Source organism: Streptomyces ureilyticus (assembly GCF_011045025.1).
GTDB classification, from domain to species: domain Bacteria; phylum Actinomycetota; class Actinomycetes; order Streptomycetales; family Streptomycetaceae; genus Streptomyces; species Streptomyces ureilyticus.
The window spans coordinates 14,141-28,126 of sequence record NZ_JAAKZX010000059.1 but is presented as its reverse complement, the minus strand read 5'-3'; the positions used below and the strand labels follow the sequence as shown (position 1 = coordinate 28,126).

Sequence of the window (13,986 nt, the reverse complement as noted above, 5' to 3'; positions counted from 1 at the left end):
GCACTCGCGCCACACCGACGTCGCGTCCGCCTACACCGCGGTGCAGACCATCTGGATCTCGACCGGACTGTTGAGCGGCAGCCCGGCGACACCGATCGCGGTGCGCGCATGCCGTCCGTTCTCGCCCAGCACCTCGATGAGCAGATCACTGGCCGCGCTGGCGACGTTCGACTGCTCACCGAAGTCCGGCGTACTGGCCACGAAGACCAGCATCTGCACGATCCGGACCCGGTCCAGGTCTCCCACCGCCTGCACAGCGGCAGCGAGCGCATTGAGCACGGCATGACGCGCGAGTGACCGCGCCGTCTCCAGCTCGACGTCCCGGCCGACAATGCCCTGCCCCAGCAGCCGACCGTCCTGGTAAGGCAGCTGACCCGAAATGTAGATGCTGGAGCCCACCGTCCGGTGGTGCACGTAGTACGGGTTGTCACGGAGCTCGGGAAGGGCCAGACCCAAGGACTGGAGCCGATCGGAAGCCGAGCCGGTGCTCGCTGAAGTCACGGACTGGCTCATCTCGCAGCCTCCGCAGACGGAGCAGGGCACAAACGCTCGCAGTTGGCCGCGAGAACCTGCTTCGCATGAATTTTGATCATCTGTACTCGGTCTCCTCTCGAGTAGCAGTGGCGATAAAGCGCCGTATGGTGCCTTAAAATCGCCAGTCGATTGTCGTTTGTCGACCATAAGAGGGCCCGTCGCGCACTGTCAATACAAGCTTCAATCTCGAGTGCGACCTCGGGGCACCTCGTGCGGCTCGCCCCACGGTTGCTCGAAGCGACGGTCGACGTCGCGCCTGCGGCCGCCGGGACGACCGCCAAGGCTCACCGGAGGCGTGAGATGCCAGACGAGTTCGGGACTGACTGACCGCCTACGGGCGCTTGCCGGTCGGGAGGAGCGCCGGTCTCTTTGCCGGCGTCGCCGGAAGGGCTGATCGCCGACGTCACGCTCTTGAGGAAGCTGGCGCCGAGCAGGGACGAGTCCGCCTCACAGGTGCTGGGATTCGGCTGCCCAAGTTGCAGCATGCGGCGGCTCGGACCGCCCGGTGGTCAGTGGGTGCCCGCCCGGCAGGCCGGGTATAGATCCCACCGGGTGGTCGCCGCCTCGTCGATCACGCAGCCCTGGAAGTCTCCGGGTCCAGGCAAGGCGCTCCACCCACGCCGCAGTCGACGTCCTGGACACCCGGCGACTGATCCGTCGTCGCCCGGCACTGCTCGGTGAGCTGCACCCGGCGCTCGTGCAGCCTTGGACACTTCACGCAGGCGGCATGGCCTCAGGCATGCCGGGGCGCGCGTTCCCCTGCATCGCCCGTCTGCGCCCCCAGCCCCATGGGGAAATGGGCAGCCAGTTCCTGACGGAACGCGTCGGTGTCGCCTTCCAGGGCGACCGCGGCCAACCTCTCGTGCTCGACGACCAATTGATGCGGGTCGTCGCTGTAAGTGCGGTGATCGACGCTGAGGTGGAGGCGCAGCTTGGTCTCCCAGCCGTTCCAGAGACTCTGCAGGACGCCGTGCCCCGAGAGCTCGTAGAAGAGCCTGTGGAACCGAAGGTGTGCGTCGATGCTGGCCGGGATGTCGTCCTTCTCCATCGCCCGGCGGAGATCCTCGACGGTTTGCAGCAACTGGGGCCGCTCAGGACCGCGTAGCGCTTCGGCCGAGAGTTCGGCTGCGTAGGGTTCGACACGTAGCCGGACCGAGTCGATCTCGGCGACCTCAAGAGCGCTCACCTCTACGACGAACGCCCCACGGTAGGGGATCTTTACGACGAGCCCTTCCTCCTCCAGCTTGGTCAGCGCCTCGCGCAGCGGGGACCGGCTGATCCCGAGATCTGCGGCGATGTGTGCCTCACGCAGCTGTCCACCGGGAGGTACGGTCCCATCGAGGATGGCGGCACGCAGTGTGCGGTAGACGCCGTCCGGCGTCGTCGTCCGTTGCTCCTGCCACTCGAACTTGTGGTCCACCCCGTTGCCCTCTCTCGGTGCTTGTCGACCACTTGGTCGTTTGTCGACTATACCTCCGCTGATTTTGCGTCCAGGCCGCACACCTGCCAGTTGTTGACACCCAACCCCTTCTGGTCGACAATCGACACCAGATGGTCGACAATCGACCAAGCGAGAGGCTGCTCCGCTGAAGCACTAGGAGGACCAGTGGTATTCGAAGTCAAGCCCAAGTTCGTGACGTTCGACATGAACGGAACGCTGATCAAGTTCAGCATCAACGACACGATGCGTGAGGTTCTGGGCGACCGGCTGCCGGCCGAGGTCGCCGACGACTACCTGCGGATCTGCAAGGCGTACCGGATCGACGAGTGCACGGGCGCGTACCAGCCGTTCCACCAGGTCGTCGCCCGCTCCATGGAACGCACCTCGCGCAAGGTCGGTCTCGAGTACCGCGAGGAGGACGCGCGGGCGGTGTACGAGACCATCCCCACCTGGGGCCCGTACCCCGGTGTCACCGAAGCACTGAACCGCCTGGCCGAGGAAGTCCCGTTGGTGATCATCACGAACAGCGACACCGCGCACGCCGAGCGCCTCGCGGAGAACCTGAAGGCCCCGTTCGAGGTCGTCATCAGCGCCGAGGAGATGGGCATCTACAAGCCGCGACTCGGCGCGTTCGACTACATGTTTGACAAGCTCGGCGTGACACCCGACGAGCTCGTGCACGTATCCGCGAGCCCGATGTACGACCATCGCTCCGCGGCGATCATGGGCATCAAGAACAAGGTGTACATGGACCGGGGCTGGGAGCACGACGAGCACTGGCTCGGCTACGAGCGGATCACCGACATCGCCGACCTCCCCGTCCTCTTCGGCCTCCCGCGTCCCTGACACCTGAGCGGAGAACGGAGGACTGGAGCCGCCCGTCCTCGCCGGCGACGCGTACGTCGTGCACCACCGGGCGACGGGCTCAGGCATCTACACCTCGGGCCAACTGCCTTTCAGGGACGTGAGTCGCCGGGTGAGGGCGTTGTCGGCCGGGACGTGCTCCGGACTGGATCCGGATCGTGCACATGCGGGTCCTCGTGGCCAGTACGCCGAACCTCGGTGAGCAGTCGAACATAGCCAACGCCGCCAGTGAACTGCTCATCGAGGTCTGGGCGAGAACGGACGACCCGCCCGCACCGCGATCGGTGTCGCCGGGCTCCTCCTCAACACCGGGACACCCCTCTCCCGCCGCCGGCGGCTACACCGCCGTCCAGTACCGGCCCACGCCGTTCCCAGACACAGAAGAAGGACGCACATGAACGCTGCGGCACCACCCCGAAACGGAGAGCTCGGCTTCTGGGTGGCCCAACTGGCCGACAAGAGGCCCTCATTCCCCCGCTTCACCGGCCACGACTCCGTCGACGTGGCCATTGTCGGCGGCGGCTACACCGGCCTCTGGGCAGCGTACTTCGCCAAGAAGCTCGAACCGTCGCTCTCCGTCGCCGTCTTCGAGGCCGAACAGGTCGGCTACGGCGCATCAGGACGCAACGGCGGCTGGCTCTCGGCCATGCCCCCGGGAAACCGTGCCACCTTCGCCCGCGCCGGGGGAGGGCTGGAAGCGAGCCGGGCACTGCAGCAGGAATTCGTCGCCGGCGTCGACGCGGTCCTGGACATCCTCCGGGCCGAAGGTATCGACGCCGATCAGCACAAGGGCGGCGCGCTCGTCGCCGCCCACACTCGGGCGGGGCTGGGCCGGCTAGTCACCAGGCGTGATGCCGACCTGAAGTACGGGCTGACCGACGACGAAGTCCACCTGCTCGACCGGGACGAGTTCCAGTCCCAGATCAACATCTCCACCGTCCACGGCGGGCTCTTCTACAAGCACTGCGCGCGGTTCCACCCCGCAAAGCTCGTCTACGGCCTCGCCGACACCCTGACCTCCATGGGGGTCGGGATCTACGAGGGCAGCCGAGTGGAGAGTGTCGAGGGCAAGACCCTCACCTTGGCCAACGGACGCGTCACCGCGGCGAAGACGTTCATCTGCACCGAAGGCTATTCGGGACAGCTGCTCGGCGGCCGGACCCTGATCCCGGTCAATTCCTCGATGATCGTGACCAAACCCCTGCCGGAGGAGGCATGGCAACAGATCGGCTGGAACGGGCCGCAGTGCCTCAACGACTCCGCGCACACGTTCATCTACGCCCAACGGACGTCGGACGGCCGTATCGCCATGGGGGGCCGCGGTGTCCCCTACCGCTTCGGGTCCGGTACAGGGGGAGACGGTGCGACCGCCCAGTCCACCATCGACCTGATCTCGCAGAAGCTCAGGTCCTTCTTCCCGGGGATCCCCTTCGAGGTGGAACACGCCTGGTCGGGAGTCCTGGGCGTCACGCGTGACTGGAACGGCGGCGTGCACTGGGACCCGGCATCAGGCATCGGGTCGTCCACCGGCTACGCGGGCCACGGCGTCACGTCGGCCTACGTCGGCGGCAGGACTCTCGTGGAGCTCGCCTTCGAGCAGGAAACCGAACGGACCACCCTTCCCTGGGTCGGCTACCGGGCACGGAAGTGGGAACCGGAACCCATCCGCTGGCTGGGCGTTCACGCCATGTACCGGCTCTTCGGCATTGCCGACCGGTGGGAAGAGCGCAGGGATTCCCGCACGACCTCACTCCTGGCCAGATTCGGCAGCAGACTCGCCGGACTTCACGAGTAAAGAGAAAAGAGACTGCTCTCATGGACGCGAAACTCGCCGTCATCGGCCTGGGCAGCATCGGGAGCATGGCCCTGTGGCAGGCCTCCCGGCTGTCGGACTCGGTGGTGGGCTTCGAGGCCGCCACCCCCGCCCACGGCCGCAGTGCCGTGGGCGGGGACACCCGCCTGTTCCGCATGGTCTACCTCGGCAAGCCCGACTACTACCCCATCATCGAACGCTCCCGCGGCCTGTGGGCCGAGCTCAAAGCGGAAACCGGGCAGGAGATCCTCACCACTACCGGGGGGCTGTCCATCGGGACGGCGAACGGCAGCTTCATCAACAGCCTCCTCGATGCCACACGCGTCACCGGAGCCGAGCACAGCGTCCTGAGCCGGGAGGAGATGGCGGAACGCTACCCCCAGCACAACCTCCGCCCCGACGACTGCGCCGTCTATGACCCCCGCGCCGGTGTTCTGCGCACCGACCGCGCCGTCAGCGCCGCCGTCGCGGCGGCCCAGGCCAACGGTGCCACCGTCCTTCAGAACACACCCGTGGACAGCATCACCGAGACCGAAGACGGTGTTGTCGTCACGTCGGGCGACAGAACCTGGACGTTCGAGAAGGTCATCGTCGCCTCGGGCGGCTGGTCCCGAAGGCTCATGCCCGACCACCTCAAGGCCGTCACGGAAACCCATCGGATCGTCCTGACCTGGTTCATCGCCCAGGACGGAACGCAGTTCTCGCCAGAGAACTTCCCCATCTTCAGCCGGTGGTACGAGGATCGCTCCATGTACGGCGCACCCGCCGTCGATGGCGTGACGGTCAAGGCATCGGTGGACGGACCGCTGGCCGGGCGCGCAAGGGCAACCCCCGACCCGGACGCCGTGCCCAGGGAACTCACCCAGGAAGAAATCGAAAAGGTCACCGAGATCGTCACCGAATTCTTCCCCGGCCTGATCCCCACCATCGCGCGCTCCGACGCCTTCCCCGACCTCTTCACCGAGGACAGGCATCCCCTCCTCGGCTGGCTGGACGAGAACAGCAGGGTCTACTGTGCCACCGGATTCTCCGGAAAAGGCTTCAAAATGGCGACCGGCTATGGTCACATCGCCGCACACGAGGCGCTCGGCAAGCAGACCATCGAAGGCCTGGACTTCGTGCGTCCGGACCGGTTCAAGACCAGGTAGCCCACCCACTTGCGCCGCCTCGGCGCAGTAGCGCCGGTATCGCCATTCGGCTGACGGTCGTTGCGGGACTCATCTCTTGATGTGCCGCAACGACCGTCTGTCATCTGCTGAACTGTCCGCCCGAGAAGGGACTCAGCGTCAGACGGTGTCTGTCACCGCTCCTGCGGCTGCTGATCCTGACCCAACTCACCTTCAGTATCCGGGCGGCACGCGCCTGCTGCTGCACAACCGCAGCTTCCCCTCCGCAGCCCGGACGACGTCAGCAGCCGCGCGTGTGGCCGCGCAGGCCGACATCGACCCACCTCCGCCACGTCCGCGGCGTCAGCCAGTGCACATTGCTCGGCCGCATGTCCACTGACGACCCGCCGCCTGGGCTGACGGCGACCCACCCACCGGCTTGGTCCAACACCACTGATATCTCCGGGCGTTGAGAAAAACGCTTGGACTCCGCAGGCTCCGCCGCGGGACACTGCGAACCCTTCGACAACACAGGGTGAGCATGGAATCGCAGTCTGTATCGCACAGGGCGCCGCCGGGCAAGGGCCCGGTGCTCCTCGCACTTCGTTACTACGGACGGGAGTTGACCCGGCTCCGGCGGTGGACGGTGCCCGGGATGCTGCTGCCGGCGCTGGGCAACATCGGCATCTTCTACATCGCACCGCTGGTCGTCGCGAAGCTCGTCGGCCGCATCGCCGACGACGCCGACATCACCATCGGTTCGACACTGCCGTACGTCCTCGGCTTCGCCGGCATTCTGCTGTTCGCGGAGACGCTGTGGCGCCTCGGGATGCACTGCCTGAACCGTGTGGACGCCCTCGGCATCGAGCACCTGTACGTGCTCGGCATGGACGAACTGTTCGCCAAGGATGCCGCGTTCTTCCACGACAACTTCGCCGGGTCGCTGACCAAGCGGGTGCTGAGCTTCGCCTCCCGCTTCGAGGAATTCGTCGACTCGATGACGTTCCAGGTCGTGGGCAGGTTCGTGCCGCTGCTGTTCGGGTCGGTGGTGCTGTGGCGCTACGAACCGCTGCTCGTCGTCGGACTCCTGGCGATGATCGCACTGACGGGGCTGTGCGTGGTGCCCCTCATCCGCCGCCGTCAGGCGCTCGTCGATGAGCGCGAGGAGGCGATCGCCCGGGTGTCGGGCCATGTCGCCGACAGCCTGATGAACATGGACACGGTCCGGGCCTTCGCCGCCGAGGAACGCGAGGCCGCCGAACACCGCTCCCGCGTCGCGCACTCACGGCGGCTCACGCTGCGGTCGTGGGACTACGGCAACTTGCGCATCGACACACTGGTCGCGCCGATGTCGGTACTGACCAACGCGCTGGGCCTGCTGCTCGCGGTCACGCTCGGCGGGGGCGGACACGGCGTGGAGGCGGTCGTGGTCGCCTTCACGTACTACTCCAACGCGACGCGGATCATGTTCGAGTTCAACCAGATCTACCGCCGTCTGGAGAGCTCGATGACGGAGGCCGCGCAGTTCACCGAACTGCTGCTGACGCCACCGACCGTGCTCGACCCGCCCTCGCCGGAGCCGCTGCTGCCCGGAGCCGCCGACGTCCGCTTCGAGCAGGTGACCTTCGCCCACGCGGGCTCGGAGCCGCTCTTCGAGGGCCTCGACCTGACCGTGCCCAGCGGGACGAAGATCGGTCTCGTCGGCCGGTCCGGCGGCGGCAAGACCACGCTCAGTCGGCTGCTGCTGCGGTTGATGGACATCGACGCGGGCCGGATCCTGATCGGGGGCCAGGACATCAGCAAGCTGAGCCAGGCCGACCTGCGAGGCCTGATCGCGTACGTGCCGCAGGACCCGGCGATGTTCCACCGCACGCTGCGGGACAACATCGCGTTCGCCCGGCCGGGCGCCACCGATGCCGAGATCCGCCGCGCGGCCGACGCGGCGCACGTCACGGAGTTCGCCGACGCATTGCCGGACGGCTTCGACACCATGGTGGGCGAGCGCGGTGTCAAGCTGTCCGGCGGACAGCGCCAGCGCGTCGCTCTCGCCAGGGCGATCCTGCGCGACGCGCCGATCCTGCTGCTCGACGAGGCGACCAGCGCCCTGGACTCCGAGAGCGAGATCCTCGTCCAGGAGGCGCTGTGGCGGCTCATGGAGGGGCGTACGGCGCTCGTGGTGGCACACCGTCTGAGCACCGTCGGCTCCATGGACCAGCTCGTCGTCCTCGACCGCGGACGGATCGTCGAGCAGGGCACGCACCAGGAACTGCTCGCGTCGGACGGCACCTACGCGAAGCTGTGGCAGCACCAGTCGGGCGGCTTCCTCGACGAAAGCCCCGTCGAGGAGAGTCTTGCCGACGACAGCCCCGTCGACGACAGCTCGGTGGGGGCCGAACTGCACTGAACGCGAGCTGGTTCCAGCAGGGGGACGCGTTCAGCTCACCGGCACCGCCAAGTACTGGTACTCCAGGAACTCGTCGATCCCGACCCGGCCACCCTCGCGGCCCAGCCCGGACTGCTTGACGCCGCCGAACGGCGCAGCCGGGTTGGAGACGAGGCCGGTGTTGAGACCGACCATGCCCACCTCCAGGCGTTCGCTGACGCGCAGGGCGCGGTCGAGACCCTCGGTGAAGAGGTAGCCGACCAGGCCCCATGGGGTGTCGTTGGCGCGGCCTACGACCTCGTCCTCGTCCTCGAAGGTGAGGATCGCCGCCACGGGACCGAAGATCTCCGTGTCCATCAGACGGCTCCCGGGGTCGACATCCGCGAGCACGGTCGGCGGGTAGAAGCAGCCGGGCCCTTGCGGCGTATGGCCGCCGACGAGCACCTCGGCGCCGCGCTGCACCGCGTCGGCGACCAGCTCCTCGACCTTGGCCCGTCCGTTCGCGTCGATCAGCGGGCCGACATCGACCCCATCGCGCGTTCCGGGGCCCACCACCAACGAGCCCATACGCTCGGCGAGCCGCCGCCCGAACTCCTCCGCCACGGAGCTGTGCACGAAGAAGCGGTTCGCGGCCGTGCACGCCTCGCCCATGTTGCGCATCTTGGCGACCATCGCGCCGTCCACGGCCTTGTCCAGGTCGGCGTCCTCGAAGACGACGAACGGCGCGTTGCCGCCCAGCTCCATCGACGTACGTACGACGGTGTCGGCGCACTGCGCGAGCAGCAGCCGCCCGACGCCCGTGGAACCGGTGAAGGACAGCTTGCGGATCTTGCCGCCGCGCAGGAGCGGCTCGACCACCTCGCCCGCCCGCGAGGTCGTGACGACGTTCAGCACGCCGTCCGGCAGGCCCGCCTCCTTGAGGATCCCGGCCAGCGCGAGACTGGACAGCGGGGTCTGCGGGGCCGGCTTGAGGATCATCGTGCAGCCGGCCGCGATCGCCGGACCGATCTTGCGGGTGCCCATGGCCAGCGGGAAGTTCCACGGGGTGATCAACAGACAGGGGCCGACCGGGCGGCGGGAGAGCACCATCCGGTTCCGGCCGTCGGGCAGGACGCCGGCGCCGCCTTCGATGCGTACCGCCTCCTCGGAGAACCAGCGGAAGAACTCCGCCGCGTACGCCACCTCTCCCCTGGCCTCGGCCAGCGGCTTGCCCATCTCGGCCGTCATCAGGTGGGCGAGCTCGTCGGTGCGCTCCAGGATGATCTCGTAGGCGCGGCGCAGGATTTCACTGCGCGCCCGCGGCGCCGTACGGGCCCACTCCTGCTGTGCCTCCACGGCCGCTTCCTCCGCGAGCCGGGCGTCCTTGGGGCCCGCGTCGGCGACGTGCGCGATGATCTCGCCGGTCGCCGGGTCGTCCACGGGCAGGGTGGCGCCGTCCACGGCGTCCACCCAGGCACCGCCGATGAACAACTGCGTGAGTGTGTCGGTCATGAGGTCTCTCCTGGTTGATCGGATCGATCGGCGGCGGGGTCGAGCAGTTCCGCGAGGTGCAGGGCGCGGATGTCGCGGTCTCCGGCGAGGTGGTCGATCTGGGTGGCGCAGCTGAATCCGTCGGCCACGACGACGGTCCGCTCGGCGCTGTCGACGGCGTCGAGGCGGGGTTTCAATGCCAGGTCGGCGACGGCCATCGAGGTCTCGTAGTGCTCCTCCTCGAAGCCGAAGTTGCCGGCGAGTCCGCAGCAGCCCTCGGCCTCGTCGACCTTGCGTACGCCGAGCTTGCTCAGCAGGTCGCGCGGGCGGCGGCCGGTGAAGGTGGCGTATTCGTGGCAGTGGGTCTGCAGAACGACGTTGTCCGGCAGGTCGGGGGGCGTCCAGTCGGGGGCGGCCAGGTCGGTCAGGGCGCCGGTGAGGGTGTGGACGCGGGCGGCGACGCGGCGGGCGGCGTCGGTGTCGAGGAGTTCGGGCACGTCACGCTTCAACGCGGCCGCACAGCTGGGCTCGGCCACGATGATGGGCCGGTCGTCGCCGTCGTCGTCCAGGCGGGCGACCGTACGGGCCATGACGCGTCGCGCGACGGACAGTTGGCCGGTGCTCACCCACGTCAGCCCGCAGCACAGGCCGTCTTCAGCCGTGCACGGGATTCCGGCGTCGGCGAGTACGCGACTCGTGGCGCCGGCGACCTCCGGGCGGAAGGCGCGCGTGAAGCTGTCGACGAAGAGCAGGGCCTTCGACGGTTCGCCGGTCTTCGTGGCGCGCAGGGTCTTGCGCAGGGCGCGCCGGGAGGCGAAGGCCGGGATCCTGCGCTTCGTGGTCACGCCTCCGAGTCGGGCGAGTGCCCTGCCGACCGGCCCGCGCATGAGCGCGTTGATCGGCCGGGCGGCGCGTCCGGCCAGGGCCGAGGTCAGGGGCAGCCAGCCCAGCGAGTAGTGGGAACGGGGTCGGAGCCTGCCCTTGTAGTGGTGGTGCAGGAACTCCGCCTTGTACGTGGCCATGTCGACGCCGACCGGGCAGTCACTGGAGCACGCCTTGCACGACAGGCACAGGTCGAGGGCGTCCTTGACGTCATCCGAGCGCCAGCCGTCCTGAACGGTCCCGCCCCGCACCATCTCCTGAAGCAGCCGGGCGCGACCCCGCGTGGAGTGGTTCTCCTCCCCCGTAGCCCGGTAGCTGGGACACATCACACCGCCCGCGTCGCTGCGGCAGCGGCCGACGCCGACACAACGGCGCACGGCACCCTCGAAGCCGTCCTCGTCGTGCGGGAAGGAGAAGAGGGTCTCGACGGGCAGCACGACAGCGGGCGTGTGCAGGGCCAGATCGGCGTCCAGGGGAGCCGGGTCGACGATGACGCCGGGATTCAGGAGGCCCTGAGGATCGAAGGTCTCCTTGAAGGCGGCGAACGCCCGGATCATCGGGTGGCTGTACATGACCTCCAGCAGCTCACCGCGCGCCCGCCCGTCGCCGTGCTCACCCGACAGCGTTCCGCCGTGCTCGACGACCAGTGCGGCCGCTTCGGAGAGGAAGCGGCGGGTGGCGGCCCGCCCGGTGTCCGTGGCGAGGTCGAAGTCGATGCGTACGTGGACACAGCCGGCACCGAAGTGCCCGTACAGCACTCCGGTCAGCCCGTGCGTGGCCAGCAGCCCGCGGAAGTCCCGTAGATAGGCGGCCAGTTGCTCCGGCGCGACCGCCGCGTCCTCCCAGCCGGGCCAGGACTCCCCGCCGTCGACGAGACGGGCGGCGAGCCCGGCTCCGTCCTCGCGGACCCGCCACAGTGAGCGCCGCTCGGCCGCGCTCTCCACGACGCGTCCGCCGGTCATCCGGCCCCGGGCCTTGAGCACGTCAAGGAGTTCGGCGGCGCGGTGGTTCACCGCGGCCTCGTCGTCGCCGTCGAGTTCCACGTACAGCCAGGCACGCCCTTCGGGCAGGCCGGTGACGGAGTCCGGACCGCGGCGGGCGCGCATCGTCGCGACGATCGCCTCGTCCATGCCCTCCACGGCGGTCGGCGACCAGCGCAGGATCTCCGGGACGTCCTCGGCCGCGTCGACGACGTCGTCGTAGCCGAGGGTCAGCAGCGCCGTGGCGGAGGCCGTCGCGGCGAGCCGTACCGTCGCCGCCGTGATGACCGCGCAGGTGCCCTCCGAGCCGACCAGCGCGCGGGCCATGTCGAAGCCGTTCTCCGGCAGCAGACGGTGCAGATGGTAGCCGGAGACCTGGCGGGGGATGCGGCCCAACTCGGTACGGATCGGAGCCAGGTTGTCGGCGATCAGGGCCCGTATGTCCTGCTCGAGGCGGGAGATGTGTCCCGCATCATCGGGGTCGACCGGGTGCAGCCCGTTGTGGTCGGCGATGGCGCGTACGCCGTCGGCGGTGACGATCTCCAACGACTCGATGTGACTGCTCGTACGCCCATGCCGCACCGACCGGTTGCCGCACGCGTCGTTGCCGATCATGCCGCCGAGGGTGCAGCGGCTGTGCGAGGAGGGGTCGGGGCCGAAGGCCAGCCCGTACGGGCTGGTCGCGCTCTGGAGGGCGTCGAGGATCACTCCCGCCTCGACGCGCGCGGTGCGGGCCTCCGGGTCGATGTCCAGGATCCGGTTCATGTAACGGGAGAAGTCCAGGACGACGCCCGGTCCCACGGCGTTGCCCGCCATGCTGGTGCCCCCGCCGCGCGCGGTGACCGGGACGCCCGCCTCCCGGCAGGCCCGTAGCACCGCGCACACGTCGTCGGCGCTACGGGGGAAGGCCACCGCCCGCGGCGGAACCCGGTAGTTCGAGGCGTCGTAGGCGTACGCGCCGGTCCCTCCCGCACCGGTCTCGATCCGCAGTCCGGGAGCGGTACGGGCGAGCTCGTCGACCAGGCGCGCGAGGGAGTCCGTCATCGCTGCGACGCCCCTGAGGTACCGGCCTCCACCGCGGCCGACCACGCCTGAAGGCCCTCGTCCACCGCCTTCTCGTCGATGACGAGCGCCGGGATCATCCGTACGACCTGGTTCCAGGCGCCGCACAGCAGCAGGAGCAGGCCCTCGTCGATGGCGGCCTTCTGCACGCGGCCGGCGGTCTCGGGGTCGGGGCTGCCGTCCTCGGTGACGAACTCGCTGGCCAGCATCAGCCCCATGCCGCGTACGTCCCCGATGCCCGGCGTACGGTCCGCGACCGCCTCCAGGCCCTGGCGCAGCCGAGCGCCCATCGCGTCGGCGTTCTCGACCAGCTTCTCGTCACGTACGACATCGAGGGTGGCGCACGCCGCGGCGCAGGCGACGGCATTGGCGCCGTACGTGCCGCCCTGCGAGCCCGGCCATGCCTTGGTCATCAGCTCTTCGGAGGCGGCGATGCCGGAGATCGGGAAGCCGCTGGCCAGGCCCTTGGCGGTGATCAGGATGTCCGGGGTGACGCCGAAGTGGTCGTGGCCCCAGAACCGGCCGGTGCGGCCGACGCCGGTCTGCACCTCGTCCAGGATGAGCAGGAAGCCGTGCCGGTCCGCGCGCTCCCGCAGGCCCTCCATGAAGGCGCGGTTCGCGGGCACGTAGCCGCCCTCGCCGAGCACCGGCTCGACGATGATCGCGGCCGTGTCGGCGGGCGAGGAGATCGTCTGGAGGGTGTAGTCGAGCTCCTGGAGGGCGAAGCGGGTGGCGGTCTCCTCGTCCCAGCCGTAGCGGTAGGTCGACGGGAACGGGGTGACGACCACGCCGCTCATCAGCGGGGAGAAGCCGGAGCGGAAGCGGGTGCCGGAGGTGGTCATGGCGGCGGCGGCCACGGTCCGGCCGTGGAAACCGCCGTGACAGACAAGGACGTTGGGGCGGCCGGTGGCCTGCCGGGCCAGCCGCAGTGCCGCTTCGACGGCCTCGCTGCCGGAGTTGGTGAAGAACAGGCTGTCCAGGCCGGACGGCAGCACCTCACCAAGCTTGTCGACAAGTCGCTGCAGCGGCTGGTGCATGACCGTCGTGTACTGGCCGTGGATCAGCGTGCCGACCTGCTCCTGCGCCGCCGCCACCACCCTGGGGTGGCAGTGCCCGGTGCTGGTGACGCCGATGCCGGCGGTGAAGTCGAGATAACGGCGGCCGTTCTCGTCGTACAGGTGGACGCCCTCGCCCCGGACCGCCGTCACGGGGGTGGCCTGGCGAAGGTGCGGCGACAGTGCGGTCATGTTCGTCTCCCGGCCGTGCGTCGTGGGCTGCGTGGTCTGGTTGCTCCTCTACCCGAGTATTTCCGCGATCGTGGAGGGCTACAACGCGCGATGTGTCCGGCTGGAGCGCGGTGATCGGACGTTGTGTCAACCGCGGAAGCCGCCAGGCGCCGGGGTGTGCGCCGGAGAACGGCTCTTGCGCAGGTCAGCGCCAGTTGTCACAGT

The 13,986-nt window shown here is 68.9% G+C and carries 10 protein-coding genes; 5 read left to right on the top strand and 5 right to left on the bottom strand.

Annotated features, from left to right (window positions below; genetic code table 11):
• Positions 1–30: 30 nt before the first annotated feature.
• A complete protein-coding gene (locus G6048_RS19925) occupies positions 31–513 on the bottom strand; it encodes a RidA family protein (RefSeq protein ID WP_165340913.1) in 483 nt (160 codons plus the stop codon).
• A 754-nt stretch (positions 514–1,267) separates the two neighbouring features.
• On the bottom strand, positions 1,268–1,954 hold the full coding sequence (locus G6048_RS19920; RefSeq protein ID WP_165340912.1) for a GntR family transcriptional regulator: 687 nt from the start codon (positions 1,952–1,954) through the stop codon (positions 1,268–1,270).
• A gap of 186 nt (positions 1,955–2,140) precedes the next feature.
• Here G6048_RS19920 and G6048_RS19915 point away from each other — a divergent pair, with 186 nt between their 5' ends.
• The 5 genes from G6048_RS19915 (at position 2,141) to G6048_RS19895 (ending at position 8,162) form a co-directional block, all read left to right on the top strand.
• Positions 2,141–2,821, top strand: coding sequence for a haloacid dehalogenase type II (locus G6048_RS19915; protein ID WP_165340911.1), 681 nt, complete (start codon positions 2,141–2,143; stop codon positions 2,819–2,821).
• Positions 2,822–3,003: 182 nt separating this feature from the next.
• Positions 3,004–3,237 (top strand): RidA family protein, encoded by a 234-nt coding sequence (locus G6048_RS48740; protein WP_206341807.1) that lies wholly within the window; start codon positions 3,004–3,006, stop codon positions 3,235–3,237.
• Positions 3,234–4,634 carry an NAD(P)/FAD-dependent oxidoreductase gene (locus G6048_RS19905; protein ID WP_206341806.1) on the top strand — a complete coding sequence of 467 codons (1,401 nt, stop codon included), beginning with the start codon at positions 3,234–3,236 and terminating at the stop codon, positions 4,632–4,634. Before G6048_RS48740 ends, G6048_RS19905 begins: the two co-directional genes overlap by 4 nt.
• Positions 4,635–4,654: 20 nt before the next feature.
• Positions 4,655–5,800 carry an N-methyl-L-tryptophan oxidase gene (solA, locus tag G6048_RS19900; protein WP_165340910.1) on the top strand — a complete coding sequence of 382 codons (1,146 nt, stop codon included), beginning with the start codon at positions 4,655–4,657 and terminating at the stop codon, positions 5,798–5,800.
• Positions 5,801–6,299: 499 nt separating this feature from the next.
• Entirely contained in the window at positions 6,300–8,162 is a 1,863-nt protein-coding gene (locus G6048_RS19895) for an ABC transporter ATP-binding protein (protein WP_165340909.1), read from the top strand.
• Positions 8,163–8,192: 30 nt separating this feature from the next.
• Here G6048_RS19895 and G6048_RS19890 read toward each other — a convergent pair whose 3' ends face one another.
• Genes G6048_RS19890 through G6048_RS19880 form a run of 3 tightly spaced genes read right to left on the bottom strand, consistent with a single transcriptional unit; the run spans position 8,193 to position 13,782 of the window.
• On the bottom strand, positions 8,193–9,632 hold the full coding sequence (locus G6048_RS19890; protein WP_165340908.1) for an NAD-dependent succinate-semialdehyde dehydrogenase: 1,440 nt from the start codon (positions 9,630–9,632) through the stop codon (positions 8,193–8,195).
• The gene (locus G6048_RS19885; RefSeq protein ID WP_165340907.1) at positions 9,629–12,517 is read right to left on the bottom strand and encodes an FAD-binding and (Fe-S)-binding domain-containing protein; all 2,889 of its coding nucleotides are present in this window, start codon (positions 12,515–12,517) and stop codon (positions 9,629–9,631) included. Before G6048_RS19885 ends, G6048_RS19890 begins: the two co-directional genes overlap by 4 nt.
• Complete coding sequence (locus G6048_RS19880; protein WP_165340906.1) at positions 12,514–13,782, bottom strand: aspartate aminotransferase family protein; 1,269 nt, start codon at positions 13,780–13,782, stop codon at positions 12,514–12,516. Before G6048_RS19880 ends, G6048_RS19885 begins: the two co-directional genes overlap by 4 nt.
• Positions 13,783–13,986: the final 204 nt, after the last annotated feature.

Coding starts and splice junctions, on each gene's coding strand:
- G6048_RS19925 (WP_165340913.1), bottom strand. CDS start 513: ATGAGCCAGTCCGTGACTTCAGCGAGCACCGGCTCGGCTTCCGATCGG.
- G6048_RS48740 (WP_206341807.1), top strand. CDS start 3,004: ATGCGGGTCCTCGTGGCCAGTACGCCGAACCTCGGTGAGCAGTCGAAC.
- G6048_RS19905 (WP_206341806.1), top strand. CDS start 3,234: ATGAACGCTGCGGCACCACCCCGAAACGGAGAGCTCGGCTTCTGGGTG.
- solA (WP_165340910.1), top strand. CDS start 4,655: ATGGACGCGAAACTCGCCGTCATCGGCCTGGGCAGCATCGGGAGCATG.
- G6048_RS19895 (WP_165340909.1), top strand. CDS start 6,300: ATGGAATCGCAGTCTGTATCGCACAGGGCGCCGCCGGGCAAGGGCCCG.
- G6048_RS19890 (WP_165340908.1), bottom strand. CDS start 9,632: ATGACCGACACACTCACGCAGTTGTTCATCGGCGGTGCCTGGGTGGAC.
- G6048_RS19885 (WP_165340907.1), bottom strand. CDS start 12,517: ATGACGGACTCCCTCGCGCGCCTGGTCGACGAGCTCGCCCGTACCGCT.
- G6048_RS19880 (WP_165340906.1), bottom strand. CDS start 13,782: ATGACCGCACTGTCGCCGCACCTTCGCCAGGCCACCCCCGTGACGGCG.